The following is a 26,647-nucleotide window of genomic DNA, read 5'->3' on the forward strand; positions in this document are numbered from 1 at the left end:
ATTTTAACTCATCTGCTCAACACAGATGAACTATCTACTGCTTGTATCACCGATTACAAACCCTGTGAGGACATCAGCAATAGTAACAGCGACAACTACCAACAAGGGAATTCTAGCAATACTTTGCCAATCCTCATCTTTACGCAATGCATTAATCACACCAATTAGAGAAACTGCAATATAAAGTAAATAAATTGACCTTAACACATTGAATATTAAGCTGATTGTTGTTTGGCTATTATTATTGCCTCCTGTACCTTCCGATAAAGTACTTCGGAAAAAATTTTCAGCTCTGCCAAAAAATTGTGCCTGTGCAGGTGCGGCAAAATAGTCTAACCAGAATAAAGAAAGAATGACAGATACTGCTAAGATTTGTAATAGTATAAGCCATCGTTTTGGTAAATGCACTTGCTGCCCTATTTGTTCCATCACTATTGCTATTAAACTACCCCCTAGCAAACAAAAAAGCAGGATGGGATTATTTAAGCTAACTACGCTTAAAAACACAGCACAAGCTATGAAAAAGGGCATGGATTCCACCATACTAGGATGCCATGATTCCCAAGTCCTGATCAACTTTTCAGATACTGTCGTTGCACTACCAGTTAAACCTTTGCTGATTCTTCTGACACTGGATTTTATAGACATTTGCCTTCCTTATTATTTGTAACAAATATCAGTTGTATTCATTCTTAAAAGTTTTACCATTTAAACTGAGCTAAAATTCATACTTAAGTAAAAATTTATGTCACCAGAACATAATATGGGTTCAAGGTATTACATTCTATTAAGAATATGTTAATAAATCCTTAAGGTTAAGTTAAAATATGCCTTGGCATTTATTGTGGCTACTCTCAGGGTTTGATCTGCAAGTCATAAATCCCCTTATGTATAACCTCGCTGGTAATTGGCAATGGCAGAAGGCTAGTGTTCATACTTAACAATTTTGCTCAGGGTTGAATTTCATATCTGATTGGTATAATTTTTGGACTAGGGTAAGCAGTAGATAACTGTAGAATACACTGCTGTTTCCATAAAAAAAATGTGTAATTTATGGAATTTTTAGTTAAAAATTCCATAAACTGTGAAGTCTCATGTTCTCACATCAGCCTAAGAAGCTATATTTGTAGACTCTTCACAAATCACCAGTTTTCTAAACCTGCGAAGTTTAACTATCAACTATACTCAGGTATCTTGCATACATTGCCAATGGCATATGAACCATTACCTTCGGCACTGCCATCCGGGCATCCCATCTTGTCCATATCAATATCTAATTAAATTACCATGCCTCAGAATGAGGATTTACAAGAACAGAATCAATCCAGGTTTTTCTTTCGCATAAATTGGAGCAATGACTAATTTTTATACTTTCTCCCTAGCATTTATTCAGGTATAAGAAGACATAATTACTGGATTTATGTCTAAAGATTATCTCGGAGATGGTTGATTTTTTCAGATAACTCATCAAGAATAAAGATAACCTCTAACAAGTTGTAGTCCATCTTGTTAAGAACCTAACCTTATCCAATTTTCCAAGTCCGCCCCTGCGGACTTTATTTATTTGTCCTTCAATTTTCTAGCTTCGACTCAGGAATTATGTCTAAATATTTAATTCTATTATCTTGATTTTTTGAATTTAATCAACAAAAATAAAAATGCCATCTGACATAAATATTGCCAATATCGGTAACAATTAGCCCTTATGTTCTGTCCGCGTTAGCGGACTTTATTTTTCTTAACCTATCTTCAAAAAACAAAAATCCCGGTTTATTTACACCGGGATTATGGGAGTTAACAACAAAAGCAATATAATTACTACAATTTAGTCAATTGATTCCACAAATTCGCCACGAAACTGATTAACAACACTATCAAGTCTCACGGAATGAGCAGCTTTGAATAACAGACGATCGCCTGGTTGGACGAATGTTTTTAATTTGGTTAGTAAATCAGCATGACTGGTAAAGCATTCCGATGGAATACCCTCAGCACTTTGAGCAATCGCTTCGGCATCTTTGCCATCCACTAACACCAGCAAAGCGTCTAATTCCAACCTCTGCACTGTTTCACCAACTTTTTGGTGCAATTCCAGCGATCGCTCTCCCAATTCCTTCATTGCACCCAACACAGCAATTTTGCGTTTTCCTGGTGTGTCTGCCAATAATTGCAGCGATGCTGTCATAGCTTCTGGTGCAGCATTGTAAGTTTCGTCCAATATTAACACATTATTGGGCAAAGTAAAACGTTGCGATCGCCCCGTGGGCATATTCACCGTTACACCACCTTCCAACCTCCACCACTCAATTCCCAAGACCCGCGCCACTGCCAAAGCTGCTAAGAAATTACTCCCATTGTGACGACCAGGTAAAGGTAAAGGTAGCTGCATTTCCCCAACTTTGATAGTTTCATTATCAATAAGCAGCCCTTGGATGTCGCCACCAGAAAAACCATAAGTCAAAACATCCCCAGACCAAACTTGCTGCGCCGTAGCCATTAATCGGGCATTGTCCTGATTGAGAATAGCTACACCATCCTGAGGCATTTCCGCTAATAACTCACATTTAGCATCGGCAATGGCTTGTTCAGAACCCAACAACTCAATATGTGCCGTTCCCACGTTGGTAATCACCCCAATGTTCGGACGGGCTATTTGCGTCAGTTCAGCAATTTGCCCCCGACCCCGCATCGCCATTTCCACCACAGCATATTCATGTTCTGTATTCAGTTCTAACAAGGTTTTGGGAACGCCAATTTCGTTATTAAAATTGCCATAAGTCTTGTGAACTCTTCCCTTAGTAGCCAAAACTGCGGCGATGAGTTCTTTTGTTGTCGTTTTCCCCACAGAACCTGTTATCCCAATCACCGGAATATTCAAGCCATCGCGCCACCATCTAGCAAGTTGCTGATATGCTTTTAAAGTATTTCTCACCTGCAACAGAGGTAAACCAGAATTTTCATCAGCACAATCTACAATAGCGGCTAAAGCACCCTGAGCGATGGCTGTAGCGACAAAATCGTGTCCATCAAACTTTTCTCCCCGTAAAGCCAAAAACACTTCACCACCTTTGATCATCCGGGTATCTGTTTGGATAGCGCTGGTAACCTGTCTTAAAGCAGCCTCAGATAAATTGACAGGTTGGGCGCAAAGAACCTCTAGTAGTTGGGAGATGGTAGCAGACCAAGACATAGTTATCAACTGATTTTTAAGGTTAAATTAGTGAAACAAAAAGTATACAAATTTTCTAGTACTTCTACCAATAAAATGTACTTAATATTTAACAAAAAATCCTCAATTAAAAAAGCAGATATTGATTCAATAACAGTTTTCCCAGGATGATTATTTGATTTTTGACCAGACACCCACCGACACTTACAGGCGGATTAACATACCAAAGCCCTAATCTCAGTGGCTAAAAATTTTATCCCCACTCACCGTAAAATACTTAATTTTTCCATCAATCAAACTGAACTTATATAGGCAATTAGTATTAGTAACACAAATTTTCCAACATCGATTAAATTTAGGCTCTTTAATCTATTTTTAGACTTTTTTTAGTTAAATTAAAACTAAACTGTATAGTTTTAATTGGTTACATTTTTCGTAACCAAACCTTTAGCTTTACTCTATCTGTGCATAAAATAATTGCGGCTAAACATAGACTGTTCAGTTGAGGTTTATTTGAGAATGAAGGGAAAATATTTAATTCTGATTGGTACAGCTTTGACATTGGCATTATCTGCCAACATTGCCATAGCCGAATCCGGTACTTCATCAAGGGAAATCAAATTGTCACCAGAAGGACTAAAACTTCTGTGTGAGCAATTCCCACTCAATTCCCGTTGTCAGAATGGCATACCAACCACACCTACTCAAGACTCAAACAATCCCACAGACCCAGAAATCGGTATCCCAGAAAATCCCACAGACCCAGAAACCTTAACCACACCAGAATCTAATATGCCCAACTAAGAGACATACCCCTTACCAGATCCATAGGGAGCCCACTGTTTAAGCTTCCCCAGTTTACAAAACCGGGGATTTCTGAAGAGTCCACAAATAGACCCTCTTAGGCTAACCTGAAAATAGAGACGTTCCATATAACGTCTCTACAAGGCCTTCAAATCATGCATATTTTATTTACTTTCCACGAAATCGGCATCAATCACATCTTCACCACCAGGGCTTTCGCCTGTAGTTCTTCCATCGGTAGCCACACCTCCTTGAGCATAAACAGCACTACCAACCTGCATCAAAGCTTGCTGTAACTCAGTAGTGAGAGACTTCATCCGATCCAAATTATCTTGGTTAATCGCCTCTCGTAAATCTTCCACCAATCTTTCAACCCGTCCGCGATTTTCAGCACTGACCTTATCACCCAAGTCTTGCAGCTGTTTCTGTGCTTGATAAGCCAAGGAATCTGCTATATTCTTAGTATCAATTTGGTCACGGCGTTTCCGGTCTTCCTCAGCATGGGCTTCTGCATCCCGCACCATATTTTCCACAGTGCGTTTATCAAGAGTTGAAGCACCTGTAATGGAAATCGACTGCTGTTTACCTGTGGCCCTATCTTGAGCAGTCACGGAAAGAATACCGTTAGCATCAATATCAAAAGTCACTTCAATTTGTGGTACGCCCCTAGGTGCTGGCGGAATACCATCCAGGCGGAAAGTACCCAAACTCTTGTTATCTTTGGCAAGTTCCCGCTCACCTTGAAGAACGTGAACCTCTACATTTGTTTGACCATCAGTCGCCGTAGAAAAGATTTCTGATTTTTTCACCGGGATAGTGGTGTTACGCTCAATAATCTTAGTCATCACACCGCCGAGGGTTTCCACACCCAAAGACAAGGGGGTAACATCCAACAACAGGATATCTTTCACCTCACCGGCTAACACACCCGCTTGAATAGCAGCACCAATAGCCACAACTTCATCAGGGTTCACACCTTGACAAGGATCTTTGCCAATCATCCGTCGTACTAACTCTTGCACAGCCGGAATGCGAGTGGAACCGCCCACCAATACAACTTCATCAATTTCCCCATTACTCAGTTTTGCATCTTGCAATGCTTGCTGCACAGGTTTCCGACAACGGTCTAAAAGGTCAGCAGTCATTTCCTCAAACTTAGCCCTAGTCAACGTCATATCCAGGTGTTGCGGCCCAGCTTGAGTAGCGGTGATAAACGGAAGGTTAATATTAGTTTGAGTGGCACTCGAAAGTTCAATTTTGGCTTTTTCTGCTGCTTCAGTTAGTCTTTGTAAAGCTTGCTTATCTTTACGCAAGTCAATACCTTGATTGCGGAGAAACTCAGTAGCCAACCAATCGACAATTTTTTTATCAAAGTCGTCACCACCTAAATGGGTGTCGCCACTGGTGGATTTTACTTCAAAAACCCCATCTCCTACTTCCAAAATAGAAACATCAAAAGTCCCACCACCCAAGTCAAAGACCAAGATAGTTTCATTGTGCTTTTTATCTAAACCATAAGCCAAGGCTGCTGCCGTCGGTTCATTGATAATGCGGAGAACTTCTAAACCAGCAATTTTACCCGCGTCCTTAGTAGCTTCGCGTTGGGAGTCATTGAAGTAAGCCGGAACCGTGATGACAGCTTGGGTAACTTTTTCTCCTAGATATTTACTTGAATCATCAACCAACTTCCGCAAAACTTGAGCAGAAATTTCTTCAGGTGCAAATTGCTTACCTGCTCCGGGACAGTCTAATTTAACGTTACCATTAGGATCGCGTAAAACCCTATAACTAACTTCTGTAGCTTCATGGGTAATTTCTTCATATTTCCGCCCAATAAAGCGTTTTACAGAATAAAAAGTATTTTCTGGGTTCATCACCGCCTGTCGTCTGGCAATTTGACCCACCAAACGTTCACCAGACTTAATATGAGCCACCACAGAAGGAGTAACCCGTTGTCCTTCAGCATTAGCAATTACTAAAGGTTGTCCACCTTCCATAACAGCCGCGCAAGAATTTGTGGTTCCTAAATCAATTCCAATTACTTTTGGCATATAATTTTCCTCGTTAGCTTCAGTTTCAGCAATTGTGGCGTTGAGGAAAGGACACTGGATATTGGGGGTGGGAGTTTTAAAGCCTTGTAAGAGAGAGGTTTCCAGATGGTTTCATAGTAGAAAAATCGACAAACACCCTCTTAGGCGGGTTAATATTCAACTTTGAGTTCTTGCAGACAACCAGTATTTTTCCTCAATAAATCTTTTATCTCATCAAGCTTTATTCCAACCTTCCTAATTAACACACTAGACCAGCTCAAAGTTGAATCGGTTCGGTTTTATCGTTAAATGCCATCGCAATAACCGTACAACTCGTCAGTTTAATTAGATTGATAGCTTCTTTTGACATACTCACGGACCTAGAAAGTCGTTGATCCTTGAAAGTTACTAGCCCCTAGAGGGAGCGGATTTTAGGACTTTTTTTTCGATAACAACGAGCAGTAATATGGTAGGGGTGAAACACCTCTAAAAATTTACCTTGCAGCTTGAGAAAAAAATTATCTACAATTACAGGGTCATCTAGGTGCATCGGGTATTCTTGATTAAATCCCTTAAAAAAATACCAATTTAAGATCATTTTACCCTCTGGGTTTAACCATTCCTCAAAGTCAAGTAAACACTCGATGGGATCTGGTAAATGTTCCAGAACATCAAAAGAGATTATTGTATCAAATTTTACTTCTTCAGGAACATCTGAACAACAAACCACTTTATCACTGAGTCCCATTTGCTTGGCTCTATATTCAACAAACTCCAGGTTAATGGGGTTTAAATCGCAATAAATTACCTGCTCCACTGCAGGGGAAAGGGCTGCACCAATTGTATGAGTGCCAATTCCACCACCGAAGTCTAAAACCTTGCCCATTGCATAATCTGCCACTAAGCGTAAGGTATCTGCAATATATTCATGACTCGCCAAATGCCACGCGCCCAGTTCAAATAGGTAAAGTTCTCCAACTTTATCACTATAAAAATCTTTTACCTCTGACCAGTCAAAATCTTTATGACCTAAGTCAGCCATTTCTTGCTGACTATGTTTAAATTTTAACTCTAGAGTCTGAGAATCTAAACCTAAAAACTCTTGTATATGTTTCCTGATTATAAATGATTCTTGGAAAAAATCATTTAAGAAGGGTGGGGCAGTTACTTTCTGACTCATATCTGGAATTTATTTAGAAGATGTTTGCAACTGAATTAACAAAGCCTAATGGAGATTTATACCAAATAAAATAATAGCGAAAGCATTTTCCAGTGTTTTTAGTGTTTGCTGCAATACCCGAGAATGTACACTTTTTAATTCTGGGTATTGTTCCTTGGCTTTAGTTAAAGATTTACACTGAATTGAGTAGGTAGGACTTGGTGTATTTGCGGGGATAATGTACTCATAATGGAATGAACAACCATTCATCACACCCCAAAGAAATTATACAGTATATTCATCTAAGGTCAATAGGAAAGCAAGACTCTCCGCGGCTACAGCCACAAATCGCCTAGATCCCCGTGTCTAAAGCCAGGGGCTTTGGGCCGTTTTCCAGTAAATATATTATATTGTTTATTGCTAGCCTTAACACCCCATACCGTCATGCGTATACTATGTGTCTCTACACCAGTTGGTTTTTTAGGTTCCGGGGAAGGAGGGGGGTTGGAATTAACTGTGAGAAACGTAGTTCACTCTTTAAGTGACCGTAACCATAGTATTACTATCATCGCACCCCAAGGATCTCAGTCTGCCCATGGCCAAGTGATAGAAGTTGGCGGTGAACCCCCCCCTCTTGCACAACTTTGTGAAAGAACAACCCCAGTTTCTATTAACGCAGGCAGTGTTTTAGGACGAATGTGGGAAGTGGCAAGGGAGTTACAGTCAGAGTTTGATATTTTGCTGAATTTTGCCTATGATTGGCTACCCTTTTATCTTACCCCTTTTTTCCACCGTCCTGTAGCCCATTTAGTATGTATGGGGTCTTTGTCTACAGTTATGGATGAAGTAATCAATGCTGTAGCTTTACGCTACCCAGGAACCATCGCAGTGCGTACTCGCGCCCAAGCACAAACCTTTCCTTTTGCTTCCTCCTGTCGCTGTCTACCAAATGGGTTAGATCTGACTCTTTATCAATGTAATCTATACCCCCAGGAATATTTGGGATGGATGGGGCGTATCTCTCCGGAAAAAGGACTGGAAGATGCCATTGCAGCAGTGAACAAAACCCAGATTCCTCTGAAAATTTGGGGCAAACTACAAAATAGTGATTACTGGCAATGGATTAAAGCTCAGTTTCCTTCAGCACCCTTTAGTTATGAGGGATTTTTACCCACTTCCGCACTCCAGGAAGAATTAGGAAAATGCCGAGGTTTATTAATGACTCACCGATGGGTAGAAGCCTTTGGTAATGTCTGCATAGAAGCTTTGGCTTGCGGTGTACCCGTAATTGCTTATAGTCGGGGTGGACCTAGTGAAATTGTCCATTCAGGTAAAACAGGATGGCTGGTAGAGCCGGACAGTGTTAATGGACTGGTAGAAGCCATCGCCAAACTCGGGCAAATTAATCGCAGTCACTGTCGAGAAGAGGCAGAAGCGTCCTATTCTTTGGCCGGTTTGGGAGAAAGATTTGAAACTTGGCTGAATGATTGTCTAGCTAAACATTCAGGAGCAAAATTGCCCTTAGGATAAAACAGATATTTTCGCTTTTAGTATTTTTGGCAAAGTTACATCGAGTTTCCCCATCCAGCTAACTAATTCAGCATGAAAAAAAACATCTCACTACAGGAAATCAGTGTTTTCCACCAGTTCATTTTTGCTGTAGGGAAGCGATTAATTCTGACAATTGTTTTGAGTGTATGTTTAATTATCTCATCCAGTTGTCAACCCTTAGCACAAAAAGATGATGGCGTAATTCATTTGACACTATGGCAAGGAATTAATCCACCGGTTAACCGCGATGTGTTTAACAAACTGGTAGATAAATTTAATCAAACTCATCCTGATATTCAAGTAGAGTCTATTTTTGCAGGAGACCTAGAGCAACAATTACCTAAAATCCTTGCATCTGTGGTGGGGAATGTCCCGCCGGATATTCTCAGCTTTTATCCCCAAATTACCGGACAGTTAGTGGAATTAGGAGCAATTTGCCCCTTAGATGATTGGTTAGCCACATTCCCAGGTAAGTCGGAAGTCAACCCCAAGTTGTTTGCGGAATTAACATTCAACAATCAACTTTGGTCAATTCCTCTTTATACCAGTAATATAGGTATTTTCTACCGTCCACAGCTTTTCCAGGCGGCAGGAATTACCCAAACACCCAAGACATGGGAAGAACTCAGAGTAGCCGCGAGAAAACTCACCATAGACCGGGATGGAGATCGCATACCAGAACAGTATGGAATGCTACTACCTTTGGGTAAGGGCGAATGGACTGTATTTACTTGGTTTCCCTTTTTATTGAGTGCTGGGGGGGAAGTAGTCAGCAATCATCAGCCCAACCTGACAAACCCAGGAGCCATCGCCGCCCTACAATTTTGGCAAGACCTTCTATTGCAAGATCGTTCAGCCAAACTCTCACCCCCAGAACGGGGTTATGAAGAGGATGCCTTTTTAAGCGGTCGTGTGGCTATGCAAATTACCGGACCTTGGACTTATATTACTAAGTCTAACATTGATTATGATGTTTTTCCCATCCCAGCAAGTGTCACACAAGCCACAGTTACAGGGACGGGAAATATGTATGTAATGAAAACTACACCCCAAAGACAAGCCGCAGCCCAGAAGTTTTTAGAGTATGTTTTAAGTGAACAATTCCAAACAGAATGGAGTATTGGCACAGGGTTTTTACCAGTTAACCTCAAGTCGTCCCAAAGTCAAGCCTATCAGGAATATGCAGCAAAAAAACCTTGGTTAAAAGTCTTTGTTGACCAAATACACACAGCAGGCGCTAGACCTATTATTGCCGGATATAGTCGTTTATCCGACAGCCTAGGTAGAGCTATTGAGGCCAGCTTGCTCGGTCAACCCCCAGCAAAAGCTTTGCAATTGGCCCAAGAACGTTTAGAACTCATTTGGAACAAGGAGTAAAAGCCGGAAAAAAATTTTTTCTGGCAGTGTAACAACTACAATTACTATTGATGCTAGATAATGGGAAAGCTTTGACATTTACTAGCCCATCTAGCCCGACAGAATCAAACTAACACCTATGCGAACTCACTATTGCGGCGAACTCCGAAAAAAACATATTGGAGAAACTGTTACCTTGTACGGCTGGGTAGACCGTCGCCGCGATCATGGGGGCGTGATATTCTTAGATTTGCGCGATCGCTCTGGCATTGTCCAAATTGTCAGTGACCCACAACGCACCCCAGATTCCTACCAGCAGGCTAACACCCTGCGGAATGAATACGTTGTCCAAATCACCGGCAGAGTAACCCAGCGTCCCGAAGAATCTTTGAATCCCCGCATTCCCACAGGCGAAGTAGAAATCTACGCGGATCAAATTACGCTACTCAACGGCGTTGGGAAACAACTACCATTCCAAGTCTCCACGGCTGATACTGAAGGTGTGCGGGAAGACTTACGGCTAAAGTATCGTTATTTGGATTTGCGACGAGAACGCATGGCACAAAACATGCAATTGCGTCATCAAGTCGTCAAAGCCATGCGTCGCTACCTAGAAGACCTCGAAGGTTTTATTGAAGTCGAAACCCCCATCCTGACCCGTTCCACCCCAGAAGGTGCCAGAGATTACATCTTACCCAGTCGTGCCAATCCCGGCGAGTGGTTCGCTTTGCCGCAATCACCCCAACTATTCAAACAAATACTAATGGTATCGGGCATGGATAGATATTATCAGATTGCCCGTTGTTTCCGTGACGAAGATTTACGCGCCGACAGACAACCAGAATTTACTCAACTGGACATGGAAATGAGTTTCATGTCCCAAGAGGAAATTATAGCGCTGAATGAAAAGTTAGTTGCTCATATCTTCAAAACAGTTAAAGGCATTGAGTTAAACTTACCATTCCCTCGCCTAACTTATGCCGAGTCCATGGAACGCTATGGTAGTGATAAACCAGATACCCGCTATGGTTTAGAATTAGTCAATGTTTCCGATATCTTAAAAGACTCTGGTTTTAAAGTCTTTCGCGATGCCATCGCCCATGGTGGAATCGTCAAAATTCTGCCAATTCCCGACGGTAACGATGCCATCTCTAACGTCCGCATTAAACCAGGCGGTGACTTATTTAGAGAAGCCAGCGAAGCCGGAGCCAAAGGTTTAGCTTTTATCCGCGTCCGAGAAAATGGTGAAATTGACACCATTGGCGCAATTAAAGACAACCTCACCCCAGAGCAGAAACAGGAAATTTTGCAACGTACAGGTGCAAAAGTCGGTCATTTGCTATTATTTGGTGCAGGTGACACAGCCACAGTTAATAAAACTTTAGACAAGTTGCGGCAAGTTGTTGCTAGGGAGTTTAAGTTAATTAATCCAGAAAAAATCAACTTGCTCTGGATTACAGATTTCCCCATGTTTGAGTGGAATGCTGACGAAAAACGCCTAGAAGCACTGCACCACCCCTTTACCGCACCCCATCCAGAAGATGTGAGTGATATAAAAACTGCACGCGCCCAAGCTTACGATTTAGTGTTAAACGGTTTAGAAATTGGTGGCGGAAGTCTGCGAATTTATCAAAGCGATATTCAACAGCAGGTATTTGAAGCCATTGGTTTGTCTCCTGAAGAAGCACACTGTAAATTTGGCTTTCTCTTAGAAGCTTTTGAATATGGTACACCGCCCCATGGTGGTATTGCCTATGGTTTAGACCGTTTGGTTATGTTGCTAGCCAGGGAAGAATCAATTCGTGATGTAATCGCTTTTCCCAAAACACAACAAGCCCGTTGTTTGCTCACAGATGCCCCTTCTGGGGTAGATGTCAAGCAGCTCAAAGAGTTGCACGTTGCCTCGACCTACAAACCTAAATCTTAACGAGGTTTAATTATTGACAAAGCAATGTAGAGACGTTCCATGGAACGTCTCTATCTAGCCAGGGGAAATCACAACCATATTTAAATTCCCTCTTCGTCTCATCGGTAAACTCTTATCCTCCAACCTGAGTAACTCGGGGCCGAACAACATAGTTATCAGCTTCTACATTACTAGGCAGGGGTTCAATTCTATCTTGAGCAACCAAAGTTTGATGAATAAAAGCAGCCGCAGTGGCACGTCTGAGAGGTTGGTTAGGATTTAGCAGTCTCGAATTAGGATAATTGACCACCATATTTTTTTGTGTCGCTATGCCCACATCATTCACAGCATACTGAGGAATTGCCTGGGCATCAGCATAGTAATTTTGTGCAAGTGCTACTACAGAGGTAGTTGTTGGAGGTGCTGCCACTAAGGGCTGCATTAAAAAAGTCATTGCTAGCGGCAAATATATCTGCCTTCTCAAACTTCGGCGAGCTATTTGTGGCGTTTCTGGTGTTAAGTTTAAGCCTCTAGTCAGGGTGACTATCCCATCTACTCTAGTAACTGGCTGATTTGGACGAAAGAAACCACCAGGATAACCACTCATAAATCCTTGTTGATAAGCTTCTTTAATGGCGGGAGATGCCCAATATCCTTGAGGAACATCTTGATAAACACTTGCATCTTTTAGCTCCCGCACTGGCTCTTTATCAAAAGCTTTACGAATCATTGCTGCAAATTCATCACGTTCTACAGCCTGTTCTGGTCGAAATGTGCCATCTGGATATCCCACAACAATATTTCTTTCGGCTAAACGTTCAATAAATGGTTCCGCCCAATAGTTAGAAGGAACATCAGGAAAAATATTCTGTGCCAAAGCTGGAGAAGTTAGATTTGCTGCTACTCCCAAAGTTACCAAAGATGTACTTAATCCAGAAAAACGACATAAATTAGACATGCAAACATACCTCCATTAACTTAAATTAAATTACAGCTAATTTTTCATCCAAGTGAGGTAAAAGCGACCCAGTGGTTAACCCACAAGATTTATAATCTACAAATATGTACTTCATTTACCTGTCAATTGTTGTATTTATCTGTAAATTTGATATGTATTTATATAATATTTTCTTTGTCTTTCCATAGTTATCTACCTGTCGATTAAAACAATTGTGTCTAAAGTTATAAATCAGATTTCATGAATTTAATTAGTCTATAGCACGAAACATATTATTACCTTTTTTAATTTGAGCTACTGAAATCTACTAGAAGTATTAAATCCCCAGAAGGAAGTATAAACATAACGTATCCTCTAGGATGGGAAATGTAGATTTTGGTAAATGCTAATATGGTTCTTTATAAACTTGATGATTTTGGTGCTGAGTATACAACTCCTGATGTTGATAATTATGCAATTAAAGACTTTGATGTCTACTCAGATATCAATAATGAAAGAGTTGGCACAGTGAAAGATATTTTGGTAGACGATACTGGACGTTTTCGTTACTTAGTTGTAGATACAGGCTTTTGGATTTTTGGTAAGAAAGTTTTGTTACCAATTGGACGTACTCGCATTAGTTATGCAGACCAACGAGTCTACGCTACAGGACTTACCCGAGAACAAGTAGAAAACTTGCCTGATTTTAACGAGCTTGAACCTGTTGATTACGATTATGAAGAACGGGTTCGCGGAGTATATCGCACTCCATATGTACAGTCACCTTTAGAGACTTCGACACCTGTAGAGACTTCGACACCTGTAGATATTTCATCCACTTATTCTGAAAGCGCAATCAGCACAACCCCACCCGCACCTAGTCCTACTTATGATCGTGATACTTATACTTACGAGCGAGAACCGGAACTATACACCATCACCGAGGGAGATCATCAAAATCTCAAACTGTACGAAGAGCGGTTAATTGCTGATAAATCCCGTGCGAAAACAGGAGAGGTAGCAGTTGGTAAGCACGTTGAAACGCAAAGATCAGCAGTTTCTATACCAGTGGAAAAAGAGCGTGTAATTATTGAACGCACTACCCCACCCGATGCTGGAAAAACAGCTGCCCCTGGTGAAGTTAACTTCCGCGAAGGTGAAGTTGTACGTATGGATATTTACGAAGAAACTGCGGAAGTTCGCAAGGAACCTGTTGTGCGTGAAGAAGTAAAAGTTAAGAAGGTTGTAGAAGAACATACAGTTCAAGCTCAAGAAGACCTGCGTCGCGAAGAATTAGACATTAGTAAGGATAATGATCCCCCACGGACAAGAGGAAGTTAAGCAATTTTCAATATGATTCCGTAGCTGAATATGCCAATACTATGGGGGTGAATGCAGTGATAACAAAATAGGCTGGAAACCCTTGAGGTTCAGTTTTCGATTTTGGGGAAAAACTTAGCCCTCGTTCAGCGAAGGGATAAAACCCAGTCCAGGGGTTTACGCCTCAGTGATTTTAGCTATTCCCTTTGTTGAGAAATGTAGCGTTTAAGCGTTTCTGTACAAATATTACCAGTGGGTGTGTATTTGTGGGTGTGAGTTTTACGGAGATGTGAATGCAGCACTAAGCATTCTCAATTTAGCAAAAAACAGGGGAGGCCATGCCCGTTTCCCTGGCGTGGGGTCAGGTATATTAACCCTCCAGGCGTTGGAATCAATACTCTATCTGGTGAAAACCTGCTGTGGCAAATTCTGACGTAGAATGTAGAATCTCCCTGGCTTTAGCCCCAAGAGTGTCAAATTGCCAACTGCTCAAAGAAACCTATTCAAAATTAAAAAAGCCTCCTCAAATTTGCTTTTCAGCTAGAAAAGTGAGAAGGTTTGAGAAGTTTTTAGGGGTATTTGATTTAACTACATTTACCTCCTTTAAACAAAAAACGCCCCCCAGCTGGGTGTTAAAAAAAACCATAAGCCAAAAAGTGGATATTTATCCGAAATATTAGCTGAAATATTTTATTTCCGCTTCCAGTTGATCAATCAGCTTGCTGTCTCCACTGGCCTTAGCCACTTGCAAGCGATGCTCTAGGCTTTTTTGAATACTCATTCTGTGGGCTTTTTGTGCTTGATTTATGGCTGATAGTCTATTCTGACTCATCAGAATACTCCTTTTTAACTATTCTCATGCCTGACACTTTTAACATACCATGTTTTTAGTATCTATAAATACAGAAAAATATCTCTTAATATAAATTATTACTCAGCCTGTTATGCTGCTCCGGAAAAAGAAATTGAAGACGGTTGTAATATTTAGTGATTTTATTTTTATTGCCAAATAAGAATATTCATGTATACTTTATAGTAAGCTTGAGTAAGTCAGCCTAATCCGGTGTTTCGTAGCGCCTAACACTGGAGCGGAGGAACCAAAGTTTGGGGCGTATCTCTGAGTTAACGGCTAAAAAGATTTGAAGTTTGAAACTGAGGATTCATTTCAACTTCCCAATCTATGAAATCCTAAATCCACCAGAGAAGGGCATCTCTCAGCCCTAGCCCGTCAGCTAACTTCGTAGGCATTGAGAGGAGACTGAAGAGACAGCATTCTTGTGGTGTTTTGATCTCATCAGTGTCCGAGGCTGGTAGTGCTCAGATTTTTATGACTGCACTTAGTCTGTTGAGGTCGTGAATGGTATTTCAACTAAATTTGTTAGCGATTGTAGCTGTTGCTGGGCACACTGCATGGAAAAAAACCAAGCCTGTAGTTGCCAGAGATGCTTTTCTCCTACCTGCCTTGGGGTTGTTGGGAGTTATTGTTGTGTGGTGGGTAGTAGCACTAATGAATCATGAATTAATGCCCACCCCACCTGAGGCGTTAATCGCCAATCTTGATTACATATTACATCCTTTTTATCGAAGAGGCCCGGGAAATTTAGGAATTGGCTGGTTATTGATAGCTAGTCTGCAGCGCGTATTGATTGGTTTTTTATTAGGTACAGTAGTGGCGATTCCCTTGGGATTTTTCATTGGTATGTCTAAACCCGCCATGCTAGCGTTTAATCCGATCATTCAGATTTTTAAACCCGTATCACCCTTGGCTTGGTTGCCCATTGCGTTAGCAATCTTTAACTTGGCAGAACCTTCCGCGATTTTTGTGATTTTTATTACGTCCCTGTGGCCAACAATTATTAATACTGCCTTGGGAGTTGCCAGAGTTCCCAAGGATTATTTAAATGTGGCCAAAGTATTAGAAATGCCTCATTGGCGACAAATTACGAAAATTATCTGGCCAGCGAGTTTACCCTATATTTTCACAGGATTACGCATTAGTTTAGGTATTGCCTGGCTAGTTATCGTTGCAGTAGAAATGCTTACAGGTGGTATCGGTATTGGCTTTTTTGTCTGGGATGAATGGAGTCGTTTCAATCTCAGTGCAGTGTTTTTAGCCGTCTTAGTTATTGGTGTCACTGGACTAGTTTTAGACTACGCAGTAGGGAAAATCCAAGAACTAGTTACCCACAGACCTACAACTTTTAACTAACAAAACTGAAGTGATTAAAAACTAGCAAGACCCAATTTAAATTGGCATCTTTGCCTTAGCTTGCGAAAAAATGACCGAAAAATAATTGATTACCACTGGAGCGATTAAAAAAATGAGTGATAATCATTGGACTCGACGAAACTTTGTAAAAGCCATAGGAACAACAACAGTTGGAATAGGGTTTTCATCCTGCGCCATCCCTAGAAATACTGGTAGCAAAGGGTTAACTCAAGAAGCCCTAGCTGTTGAACCATTAGTCAAATCTGAGGAACTAGAAAAACCCAACATTACTGTTGGTTATGTACCTGTTAATGATTGTGCCCCATTTGCTATCGCCTGGAAAAAAGGTTTCTTCCGCAAATATGGTTTGAACGTGACACTCAACCGCGAAGCTAGTTGGGCGACATCCCGCGACGGTCTAATATTCGGTCGTTTAGATGCCTCCCCGGTGGTATCCGGTGCTGTCACCAACGCCAGAATCGGTGCAGAAGGCGCACGTCATGCCCCCTTATGTGCAGCTATGACCATTCATCGTCACGGTAATGCCATGACTATGAACAAAGCTATGTGGGATTTTGGCTTGCGTCCGTGGTACGAGTACCAACAAAAATATGGCGATGGTGCATTAGCAGCGTTCGGACATGATTTTCGTAGCTATTTTCAACAGCAACCAACAGAAGGCAAAGTTTGGGCAGTAGTTCTCAGTTCTTCGATTTACGAATACTTTATCCGCTACTTATCCGCAGCTGCAGGTGTTGACCCACTCAAAGAATTCCGCATTATCATTGTTCCACCTCCCCAGATGGTGACAAATGTGCGAATTGGGGCAATGCAAGCTTACATGGTGGCGGAACCTTGGAACACCAGAGCAATTACGGGCAATCAAGGTATCGGCTTCACTTTCGCCCAAGGCAAAGAAATTTGGTTAGCACACCCAGACCGACTACTGGCAGTCATGGAATCCTTCATTGACAATTATCCCAGAACCTATCGTTCTTTGGTTAAGGCAATGATAGCAGCCTGCCAGTATTGCAGCCAACCAGAAAATCGCCAAGAAGTTGCAGAACTAATTACAGACGTTTCGTTTACAGGCGCTAGACCCAAACAAGCAGATGCACCCATTGCCAAATTGACTAGCCCAGGAATTATCGGCAATTACAGCTACGGTGGCTTTGATGGCAAAGACCGCACCATTAAATCTGCCGATACCACAATTTTCTTTGATCTTCCCAATAACCTAGTTGAACCGCTAGGAAACCATTCGACATTCTTATGGAGATCCCAAAGCATTTGGTTAATGACACAAGCCACCCGTTGGGGACAAATTTCCAAATTTCCCAAAAATGCAGATCAAATAACTGAACGCAGCTGGAGAACAGATTTATATCGGGACATAGCAGATGAAATGGGCATTCCATCTCCCCAAGATGACTATAAAGTGGAACCGCCAGAAATGTTCATCGACAAAATCGGCTTTGACCCTAGTGACCCAGTGGGATATTTAAAACGGTTTGCAATTAGAGCTAACGCTCCCACAAGTTTCTTCATGTCTTAAATCCCAACTGCACATAACTACATCACTTGAAATTTTGAGGAAATTTTCATTATGAAAGATATGCCATTACTAGTAAACAACAGGAACCAAGTTAAGTCTCGCCATAACTTTTTAGAAATTGAAAACTTAGTCAAGTCTTATCCCACACCTTCAGGTAATTTTGTTGTTCTAGATAAAGTTAATCTAACTATTGGGGAAGACGAATATATTTCTATCATTGGTCACTCTGGATGTGGTAAATCAACACTATTAAAGATAGTAGCTGGGTTAGAAAAAGCAACTTCTGGATCAGTACGCCTAGATGGAAAAGAAATTCGCCAGCCAGGAGCCGAAAGAATGATGGTTTTTCAAGGCTACTCACTCTTACCTTGGTTAACTGTGCGAGAAAATATCCGTCTAGGAGTAGATGAAGTGCTGAAAAATGCTAATCGCTCCGAAAAAATTAGCATTGTTAACCAACATTTAGCAATGGTGAACTTAATGTCAGCAGCCAATAAATATCCAGATGAAATTTCTGGAGGTATGAAACAAAGAGTAGGTATTGCCAGAGCTTTAGCAATAAGACCAAAAATGTTGCTAATGGACGAACCTTTTGGGGCATTAGATGCCTTAACTAAGGGCAAGTTACAACGAGAAGTGTTAAATATTTGGGAAAATAATCGGCAAGCAGTAATGATGATAACTCACGATGTAGATGAAGCCATTTATATGTCTGACCGCATCGTGTTAATGACTAATGGTCCAGCAGCAACAATTGGAGAAATATTAAAGATTCCTTTTCAACGTCCACGAGACCGTGCTGTCATAGCAAAATCAAAAGAATATTTTGAAATCCGCAACCATGCTATTAATTTCCTGGATAAATACTTTACACAAGACGAATAAGTCATGACCGATAAACAAGTAAATCAACCATCACTCATAGCACTACTGACGGATTTTGGCGATCGCGATATTTATGCTGGTGTGATGAAAGGGGTTGTGGCTCAAATCAATCCCCACATCAGGGTAATAGACTTAACACACCAAATTTCAGCGCAAAACATCGCCGCCGCTAGGTTTTGTCTCATGAGTGCTTACCCATATTTTCCCCAGGGGACAGTTTATGTGGCAGTGGTAGATCCGGGAGTAGGCAGTAAGCGAAGGGCGATCGCGGTAGAATTTGCTCAAGGGTTTTTAGTAGGGCCAGACAACGGCATATTTAGCGGCGTACTGGCTCAAACTCCGGCAATCAACACCATTGAACTCACGAACCCTCATTATTGGCACACCCCCGAACCTAGCAAAACTTTTCACGGTAGAGACATCTTCGCACCAGTGGGCGCTCATCTCGCCACTGGTGTCCCGTTAAAAAAGCTAGGGCAAAAAATCGATGCTGCTACTTTGGTAAAGTTAGATATACAAGAATACCACCCAACTCATTCTGGCGTAACAGGTTGTATTCAGTATATTGATCATTTTGGTAACTTAGTCAGCAATATTCCCGGAAAATATGTCCAAGGTAAAAATTGGTGTGTGCAGGCCTCTGGGTTGACCATACCGGGATGTGCAACTTATGGTGATGTTGATGTAGGCGAAGTCGCGGCTTTGATTGGTAGTCATGGCTGGGTAGAAATTGCCATTAATAGCCGTAACGCAGCCTCACACTTGCAGATGAATTGTCAGGATTCGTTACAAATCTTATTTTTATAGGTAACGTGAATCAAAACAGGTTTTATGAGAAATTTGGGCAATTTTGTTCTTAGTATTTGACTCACCTAAAGGATTCCAAGCAATTACCCCAGATATTGGCAATAAATAACACCCAAAAATTAGCTAATCCCAAGCATCCAGTCCAGTAAGCTGAATTTAAAATTATGTGAGAAAACAAAAGCCCGCCATGTAATTAACATAGCGGGAAGCAATTTAATTTTCTCAATTCCAATCAGGAACTTAAGCCAACCATTCTAAAACAGCTTCATCTTTAGTATTGGTATTTCGGGATGGAGTCTCACGATTGAACTTCATATGAATTGATCGTGTTTGCTCACCATCAGCCGCAACAGCCAAAATTGGATAATCAATTAAACCATCTTGGAAAGACATCTGGAAGCGGAATGTACCATCTGGATTCAGCTTAATTGGACGACCACCAATGGTTACAGTAGCATCAGGCTCCGTTGCACCGTAAACAATCAACTCAGCATCAGCAACTAACCAGAATTTGCGAGGACGCATTGGTATAGCGCCAGCTGAGAAGCCAGCACCAGACATACCCACACCAGACATAGTTAGACCAGACACAGTGGGAACTGCCCACATACCCACACCAGAGGGGAAAACGTAGGAACTGATAGCCTGTTCGGGACTTACAGAACCTGGTACGTGCTGCATCGAACCGAACAGAGAACCAGCAACTCGTTGTGCCTCAGCAGATTCAGCCAAGCCAAAGATTTCCTCGTAGATGGGGGCGTTACCAGTTACACCTACTCCTGCACCAGTAGCTTTCTTCCCAGGGGGTACTAACTCGTAAATAGTCTTACCACGTAGGTCTTCGTCAAAGTTAACAGTAATAAACGCATCCTCAATCCAGTCAGATGGATAAACAGGTGGAATGTGTACTCTCGCAGAACGCGCTAAAACTAACCAACGACCATCAGCAGTACGGTAGCCGATATCTACAACATAATCGCGATCACTAACAGGAATAGGAATGTACCATTCTCTTGCCAGCTCGTCAGCCGGATATTCCTGAATGCTGTGAGGACTTTGCTGATCAAGATCGATATCGGTTACATCATAGATCCGCAATGCTAATTGCTGTCCCCCTTCTTGGCGTAGTTCCGTTTTATGCTCATTGGGAACATCCCAGTAGGTGTAAGCCCACTGAGGATCGCGGGGTAAAAGTACGATCCGACTTTCACCGTAACCTTGTGGTAGATCGGCCAGTCCTTCATCAACATCAGCCAGAGAACCACCAGTACGGTCTTCTTGACCCAATTCAAATTTTGCTGCTTCCACGGTTTCCTGTGCCTCCAGTGAACGAGTTGGACTAAGCGTTACTTTACTGCGCTGGACTTCTTGAATTGCTGCCAGCAGCTGAGATTTACGCATTCGGCTATAGCGAGAGACGCTGTATTCACTGGCAACTTTGCGTAGTTGCCTTAGTGTCATCTCTTCTAATGGTGGGCGTTCTTTTGCCACAATTTTGGCCTCCAGTAGTGTGCAAGGTAAATGATTTCCCTGGGTTACAGAATCTTCTATAAAATAAAATTTCATCCACCCCAGATGAATTTCTGACTCCTGACTTCTGGTTTTGCCCAGTTTTAACTTTTTAGTTTGTTTTTAAATTAAAATTCACTGCCTTGCCATCCAGCCATCATGCCATCATTAGCATTTCTTCGGGATCGAAGGAGTTCTTTTGTTAAGTAAATATTAACCAGTAAACCTTGGTAGGGATCAAGGGGTTCAAAGTCACTTTTTTGCCTGTTATACGAATTTATCGGCTCTTTCGGGATCCTAATGTCATTATTTCATGACAAAACTCAAATTAGTGGGTTCATCCAAAGGGGTAAATGTCATGAACTCATGACATTTACCCCTTCAGCCGTTAAAATCCCCCTAAAAAAGGGGGACTGAGGAGTATCTGAGGGACTAAAAAATTTGCCCCAGACCACATTCACTGACCAAACCATTAAAAACTCATACTAACCTGATTAATAACTGACATATTTTCGATGCGCCAAAAATCAGCTTCTCGAATTAAAGAATATCGCACACGCAAAGTTTCATCAGAAAAATTTCTGAGCTGACCCTTGTCATAGAACTGTGTTACTTCCCTCACCGTAGCCACAACTACAGCTTGATCCAACTTTTGATCAACATACTCCACATTCAGTGTGTGGTTATATGTCCGATAGCGATTCTGTGACCTCTCTTGTTGGGCAAGCTGCCGCCATTGAGAAAGGACTTTACCTGTTAAGATGTCTTCTAAACTATCCACCTTATGTTTTGGTCCTAAAGCTGCTGCTTTAGTAGATAGCCAAGTTTGAATAACTTCTTGGGACGTTCCGTCTGTCAGAGAACCTTCTGCCGATTGCAACTTGCTGCTTGGGTCTGGAATTTCAATTGCTGGTTTATTAATTTCCACCAATAACTGTTCACCCTGCAAAACTGGTACAGGGGAGAACAAATTTTTTACCCATCCAAACATCGTTGAAACTAACAGCCAAAAAACTAGAATACCTACCAAAGAAGCAAATATAGTCCAAACAAGTTGTGTTTTGCCTGCTAAAGTACCAACAACCTTTTGTTTTCCTTGAGGATGACCCCCGTTGACATTTGGATGGAGCTTTCGCCTCCGGCGCTTTTTGACTTGACGAGTGGGAGTAGACCCAGCTGTACTGGTGACATCAGGATTAGTTACTTTAGTTGTGCGTGCAGGACGAGAAAATTCTCCTACACTTGTTTGTGAGTTAGTATGCCGTGAAATTTTATCTGGCGGTATATTCCGAATAGTTGGGGAAAAGCTCGGATTTTCATGTATTTTCTGTTCTGGAGCTCCTGGTAAGCCCGGTGATCTTGCCTTACCTTCAGAAAATTCTAAAGAAACACCAGTGGAATGATAACTCTGCAAAGGAGTCTGGGAAAAAGACTGACGATTGATTACAGCCCATTCATTAGTAGTTTCCGCATCAGTGGGTAAGGCTTCTAAATAAGCTTGCACCTGTTGGTTGGCAAAATAATCTTTCAGCAACGCTTTCTGTTTAGCTAAATCTCGAAAGTGAAGGAATACCTCATCTTGTAACCAATGTTCTGCATACAGACATAGCCCGGGTAGCAAGTCGGGAGAATCTAGGGATTTTTCCCGAATAAAAGCCAAAGCTTCGTATTCCTGACTTAGTTCCAAAACACGGGTAGCTTCTTCAGTCTGCCCGAGAAGCAGCGCACACAATGATTGTTCTAAATGTACATCTTGACGCTTCCCCAAACGCATCAGCATTTGCTTGGCTTGACGAATTAAAGCCGGTTGGCGTTGAGTAAATCCCCTAGCTAATAGAGCATAAACTGCCAAGTAAGTAGCAACAGCAGACGGACGCTTACTTTCCGCTTCAAATAGCTTATGCTGTTCCGCAACTGTTAAATGATTGCGTAACTGCTGGATAAAGCGCAAAAAATCATCTATGTTTAAACCAGATTGATCATTACCACCACCATCAATTCCACCGCGATCATTCAAGATATCATGCAAAAATGCCAAACCTTGGCGTCTTTGAGCCACCTTTTCCTCAGGTAATGCCAACAATTCCAAAATGCGATAGGGACGCAACTTGTACAGGTCACCCTGCATTTCGGCCTGTACGCTGGGAAACAGCCCTTCATGAGCCAGCAGTTCTTGACCAGTTTCCAGAGAAATAGCGGCATTTTCATAGTGACCTTGCTGCCATTGCTCCCGACCTAGTTCTAGACAAGCCAAAGCAACAGTGAGCACAATATCTGGGTAATCAGAACTTTGTAAAAGTTCTTCACTTTTGAGATCATGAACTTGTCTGTTAGATGCTATGGCGCTTTGAGTCATCAGGTAATTATGACCGAGCTTTAGTACCAGTTCATATTCCCCCAACTCTTGCAAAACTAATAAAGCACCCACTAATTCCTCTTGGGAAATGTCGATACTTAGACCCTGAATATCGGGATCACCGTCGTTGGTTTCTGTCTGGTTTCCCGGGGAAACAGTAGCATTACCGCTGCCGTCATGACCATAGGCATGGGCAAGATAAAGCTGGTCATAACTGCTACGTTCTTTAGCATTGGATAAAACCACGTAAGCTTCTTCTATAAGTTGTTTGCGAGAAGAAATTGCTGCTTGGGAATACTCTCGTCGTGGCAATTGCACAATGCGATCACTATATGATTGCCGCAACTGTTCATCACTTGCCGCTAACGGTAATCCCAAAATTCGGTAGTAATCTAGCGGAATTCGCACAGTCTACTTCCCCTGCACTGTGATCAAAACAATTAACCTAGAGCATTCCAGGCATGTAAAACCGTGCCATAATAATAACGTGAATAATACCGTAGATAAATTACAATATAAGTGTATATTGCAACTAATTATCCTATTACCCTCTAAAATTTGAATAACATTTTAGTGATACAATTTCCCATTTGCCCAGAAAGTGTCAATACTTTGTTTTAATTCCTAGTATTTTTGCCCGTCACTACTCAAAGTTGCTGATATTTCACCGATTTCCCTATTTACAGAGTTAAAGAAACTACTTTTAAATAGATATGTTGCTAACTAAATAGTATGTACGATAACATACACAAACTAAATTTACAAGTATCTAGCTCAATAGAGAAATTTTCTGGTTCAATTTTTCTAAATTGTGCATGGATATGCAGAAACCAAGCTATCCTGATTGGTAGCCTATGAATAGGAGTAGAAAGAGAAAAAACTCAAGGGTGTATCTGTTGCCCTTGGGGTGAAATCTTCCCAGATCGTGGGTATAACAATCAAAAATTCACTCACTGTTTCAGATCCATTGCCCATAAACCTTTTTGGGGCATAATTTTTTTTGTGGTTGACTTCAGCACTGCCCAGCTAACGAAGAGCAAATATTGCGTGAAGGCAACTTATTTGAGATGGTAAGTTTCAGCTTTACTATAGGAACACTAGAAAATAATGGTTCAAGAACGCGCCCTACCTACATTTAATACAGCCAATGCCAAAATCACCAAAGAAGAAGGATTGCGGTTATACGAAGACATGGTACTAGGCCGCTCATTTGAAGACAAATGCGCTGAGATGTACTACAGGGGCAAAATGTTTGGTTTTGTCCACCTGTACAACGGTCAAGAAGCCGTTTCCACAGGCGTTATCCTCTCCATGCGACCGGGTGAAGATTTTGTTTGCAGCACCTACCGCGACCATGTTCATGCGCTCAGTGCAGGTGTACCAGCTCGAGAAGTAATGGCAGAATTATTTGGCAAAGCCACAGGATGTAGCAAAGGACGTGGTGGTTCCATGCACATGTTTTCTGCCGAGCATGGTTTACTAGGCGGTTATGCTTTTGTAGCTGAAGGTATTCCTGTAGCAGCTGGAGCAGCATTTCAAAGCAAATACCGCCGGGAGGTGTTAGGAGACCAAAACGCCGACCAAGTAACAGCCTGTTTTTTTGGGGATGGTGCGGCTAACAACGGTCAATTTTTCGAGACTTTAAATATGGCAGCTCTGTGGAAACTGCCGATTATTTTTGTAGTGGAAAATAATAAATGGGCAATTGGAATGTCTCACGAACGAGCAACTTCCCAGCCAGAGATTTACAAAAAAGCCAGTGTATTTAACATGGTAGGCGTGGAAGTAGACGGTATGGACGTGCTAGCAGTGCGGGCCGTCGCCCAAGAAGCCATCGCCCGCGCTCGTGCTGGTGAAGGTCCCACATTAATTGAAGCCCTTACCTACCGTTTCCGAGGACACTCCCTCGCCGACCCCGATGAAATGCGAAGCAAAGCCGAAAAAGAATTCTGGTTTTCCCGTGACCCCATTAAGAAACTAGCAGATAATCTAATTGAGCAAAAGTTAGCAGACCATGGCGAACTCAAAGCAATTGACCGGAAAATTCAAGAATTAATCGATGAAGCCGTTCGGTTTGCCGAAAGTAGCCCAGAACCTGACCCCAGGGAATTGTATCGCTTCGTATTCGCAGAAGACCATTAAAAAGTGCAATATACTGAGTGCTGAGTGATTAGCACTCCACATTCACCATATAAGGACTAAAACTTGTGTTTACTATCACTGTTGAACACCAACAATACAAAACTTACATCCTCACCGATGAAAGTGCTGGATCTCAAATAGAAGTAGTGCCAGCAAGAGGCGGTGTCATCACCCGTTGGCGTATCCAAGGGCAAGAAATTTTCTATCTAGACACTGAACGCTTTACTCATCCGGATTTGAGCGTCAGAGGTGGAAATCCGATTCTGTTTCCTATCTGTGGCAATTTAGTAGATAATTCCTACAGTCATAACGGGCAACAGTATACTCTCAAACAACATGGTTTCGCTCGTGATTTACCTTGGCAAGTCACTGAGCAAGAAACTCAAAATCAAGCTAGCCTGACTCTTGTACTTTGTAGCAACGAGGAAACTAAGGCAGTTTATCCTTTTGACTTTGAAGTAATTTTTACCTATGAGTTGCAAGGCAATACTCTAGCAATTCGGCAGAAATATAAAAATTTGTCATCCACACCCATGCCCTTTTCTGCTGGTTTCCATCCTTACTTTCTCACCGGTATTGATAAGAATCAGCTAGAGTTGAAAATTCCCTCTCAGCACTATCAAGAAAAAGGTAGTCAGGAAATTCACTCATTTGCAGGTAATTTTGATTTCAACCGCGATGAAATTGATGTTGCTTTTAAGAATTTGACCAGCCAATCCGCCACAGTGATTGATCGCAGTCGTGCACTAGAATTGGTTTTGGATTATGATCCCATCTACTCTTGTCTGGTGTTTTGGACCCTCAAAGGCAAAGACTTCTACTGTCTAGAACCCTGGACAGCCTCTCGCAACGCCCTCAATACAGGCGAAAACCTAACTGTATTAGATCCAAACGCAATGGGCACGGCATTTGTCAGGTTAACAGCAAATTTTTTATAAAACAATTTGCAAAT

The 26,647-nt window shown here is 41.7% G+C and carries 19 protein-coding genes and 1 riboswitch; of the genes, 11 read left to right on the forward strand and 8 right to left on the reverse strand.

What is annotated here, in order from left to right:
* Positions 1 to 30: 30 nt before the first annotated feature.
* Complete coding sequence (locus NWP25_RS16180) at positions 31 to 648, reverse strand: hypothetical protein (RefSeq protein WP_280650475.1); 618 nt, start codon at positions 646 to 648, stop codon at positions 31 to 33.
* Between the two features lie 1,177 nt (positions 649 to 1,825).
* On the reverse strand, positions 1,826 to 3,190 hold the full coding sequence (locus NWP25_RS16185) for a UDP-N-acetylmuramoyl-tripeptide--D-alanyl-D-alanine ligase (protein ID WP_280650474.1): 1,365 nt from the start codon (positions 3,188 to 3,190) through the stop codon (positions 1,826 to 1,828).
* 498 nt (positions 3,191 to 3,688) lie between these two features.
* On the opposite strand from NWP25_RS16185, the gene NWP25_RS16190 reads away from it, so the two are divergent.
* A complete protein-coding gene (locus NWP25_RS16190) occupies positions 3,689 to 3,973 on the forward strand; it encodes a hypothetical protein (protein ID WP_280650473.1) in 285 nt (94 codons plus the stop codon).
* 164 nt (positions 3,974 to 4,137) lie between these two features.
* Here NWP25_RS16190 and dnaK read toward each other — a convergent pair whose 3' ends face one another.
* Together dnaK and NWP25_RS16200 are read right to left on the reverse strand one after the other, a co-directional pair.
* Positions 4,138 to 6,024, reverse strand: coding sequence for a molecular chaperone DnaK (dnaK, locus tag NWP25_RS16195; protein ID WP_280699782.1), 1,887 nt, complete (start codon positions 6,022 to 6,024; stop codon positions 4,138 to 4,140).
* A 394-nt stretch (positions 6,025 to 6,418) separates the two neighbouring features.
* The gene (locus tag NWP25_RS16200) at positions 6,419 to 7,183 is read right to left on the reverse strand and encodes a class I SAM-dependent methyltransferase (protein WP_280650471.1); all 765 of its coding nucleotides are present in this window, start codon (positions 7,181 to 7,183) and stop codon (positions 6,419 to 6,421) included.
* 423 nt (positions 7,184 to 7,606) lie between these two features.
* Here NWP25_RS16200 and NWP25_RS16205 point away from each other — a divergent pair, with 423 nt between their 5' ends.
* The 3 genes from NWP25_RS16205 (at position 7,607) to aspS (ending at position 11,996) form a co-directional block, all read left to right on the forward strand.
* Positions 7,607 to 8,692, forward strand: a complete 1,086-nt coding sequence (locus NWP25_RS16205) for a glycosyltransferase (protein WP_280650470.1) — start codon at positions 7,607 to 7,609, stop codon at positions 8,690 to 8,692.
* Between the two features lie 72 nt (positions 8,693 to 8,764).
* Positions 8,765 to 10,090 carry an ABC transporter substrate-binding protein gene (locus NWP25_RS16210; protein ID WP_280650469.1) on the forward strand — a complete coding sequence of 442 codons (1,326 nt, stop codon included), beginning with the start codon at positions 8,765 to 8,767 and terminating at the stop codon, positions 10,088 to 10,090.
* Between the two features lie 118 nt (positions 10,091 to 10,208).
* On the forward strand, positions 10,209 to 11,996 hold the full coding sequence (gene aspS / locus NWP25_RS16215) for an aspartate--tRNA ligase (RefSeq protein ID WP_280656595.1): 1,788 nt from the start codon (positions 10,209 to 10,211) through the stop codon (positions 11,994 to 11,996).
* Between the two features lie 112 nt (positions 11,997 to 12,108).
* On the opposite strand, the gene NWP25_RS16220 is transcribed toward aspS, so the two are convergent.
* On the reverse strand, positions 12,109 to 12,933 hold the full coding sequence (locus tag NWP25_RS16220) for an S-layer homology domain-containing protein (protein ID WP_280699783.1): 825 nt from the start codon (positions 12,931 to 12,933) through the stop codon (positions 12,109 to 12,111).
* Positions 12,934 to 13,323: 390 nt separating this feature from the next.
* Here NWP25_RS16220 and NWP25_RS16225 point away from each other — a divergent pair, with 390 nt between their 5' ends.
* Positions 13,324 to 14,253, forward strand: a complete 930-nt coding sequence (locus tag NWP25_RS16225; protein ID WP_280650466.1) for a DUF2382 domain-containing protein — start codon at positions 13,324 to 13,326, stop codon at positions 14,251 to 14,253.
* A 655-nt stretch (positions 14,254 to 14,908) separates the two neighbouring features.
* On the opposite strand, the gene pirA is transcribed toward NWP25_RS16225, so the two are convergent.
* Positions 14,909 to 15,064 (reverse strand): arginine synthesis PII-interacting regulator PirA, encoded by a 156-nt coding sequence (gene pirA / locus NWP25_RS16230; RefSeq protein WP_280650465.1) that lies wholly within the window; start codon positions 15,062 to 15,064, stop codon positions 14,909 to 14,911.
* A 210-nt stretch (positions 15,065 to 15,274) separates the two neighbouring features.
* A riboswitch (cyclic di-AMP (ydaO/yuaA leader) is annotated at positions 15,275 to 15,494 on the forward strand.
* Positions 15,495 to 15,589: 95 nt separating this feature from the next.
* Here pirA and ntrB point away from each other — a divergent pair.
* From ntrB to NWP25_RS16250, 4 genes are all read left to right on the forward strand, one after another.
* Positions 15,590 to 16,441, forward strand: a complete 852-nt coding sequence (gene ntrB, locus NWP25_RS16235) for a nitrate ABC transporter permease (protein ID WP_280650464.1) — start codon at positions 15,590 to 15,592, stop codon at positions 16,439 to 16,441.
* 112 nt (positions 16,442 to 16,553) lie between these two features.
* Positions 16,554 to 17,996: an ABC transporter substrate-binding protein gene (locus NWP25_RS16240; protein ID WP_280656592.1), complete on the forward strand. Its 1,443-nt coding sequence runs from the start codon at positions 16,554 to 16,556 to the stop codon at positions 17,994 to 17,996.
* A gap of 51 nt (positions 17,997 to 18,047) precedes the next feature.
* Entirely contained in the window at positions 18,048 to 18,881 is an 834-nt protein-coding gene (locus tag NWP25_RS16245) for an ABC transporter ATP-binding protein (protein WP_280656591.1), read from the forward strand.
* Positions 18,882 to 18,884: 3 nt separating this feature from the next.
* Positions 18,885 to 19,688 carry an SAM hydrolase/SAM-dependent halogenase family protein gene (locus tag NWP25_RS16250; RefSeq protein ID WP_280650461.1) on the forward strand — a complete coding sequence of 268 codons (804 nt, stop codon included), beginning with the start codon at positions 18,885 to 18,887 and terminating at the stop codon, positions 19,686 to 19,688.
* 240 nt (positions 19,689 to 19,928) lie between these two features.
* Here the strand turns inward: NWP25_RS16250 and NWP25_RS16255 are convergent, their stop codons facing one another.
* Both NWP25_RS16255 and NWP25_RS16260 read right to left on the reverse strand, forming a co-directional pair.
* Positions 19,929 to 21,179, reverse strand: a complete 1,251-nt coding sequence (locus NWP25_RS16255; protein WP_280650460.1) for a DUF4912 domain-containing protein — start codon at positions 21,177 to 21,179, stop codon at positions 19,929 to 19,931.
* A gap of 490 nt (positions 21,180 to 21,669) precedes the next feature.
* Positions 21,670 to 23,961, reverse strand: a complete 2,292-nt coding sequence (locus tag NWP25_RS16260; protein WP_280699784.1) for an IMS domain-containing protein — start codon at positions 23,959 to 23,961, stop codon at positions 21,670 to 21,672.
* Between the two features lie 699 nt (positions 23,962 to 24,660).
* Here NWP25_RS16260 and pdhA point away from each other — a divergent pair.
* Together pdhA and NWP25_RS16270 are read left to right on the forward strand one after the other, a co-directional pair.
* Positions 24,661 to 25,695 (forward strand): pyruvate dehydrogenase (acetyl-transferring) E1 component subunit alpha, encoded by a 1,035-nt coding sequence (pdhA, locus tag NWP25_RS16265; protein WP_280650458.1) that lies wholly within the window; start codon positions 24,661 to 24,663, stop codon positions 25,693 to 25,695.
* 65 nt (positions 25,696 to 25,760) lie between these two features.
* Positions 25,761 to 26,633 (forward strand): aldose epimerase family protein, encoded by an 873-nt coding sequence (locus NWP25_RS16270; RefSeq protein WP_280650457.1) that lies wholly within the window; start codon positions 25,761 to 25,763, stop codon positions 26,631 to 26,633.
* The last annotated feature ends 14 nt before the right edge of the window (positions 26,634 to 26,647 follow it).

The organism is Umezakia ovalisporum Ak1311 (assembly GCF_029891685.1).
GTDB classification, from domain to species: domain Bacteria; phylum Cyanobacteriota; class Cyanobacteriia; order Cyanobacteriales; family Nostocaceae; genus Umezakia; species Umezakia ovalisporum.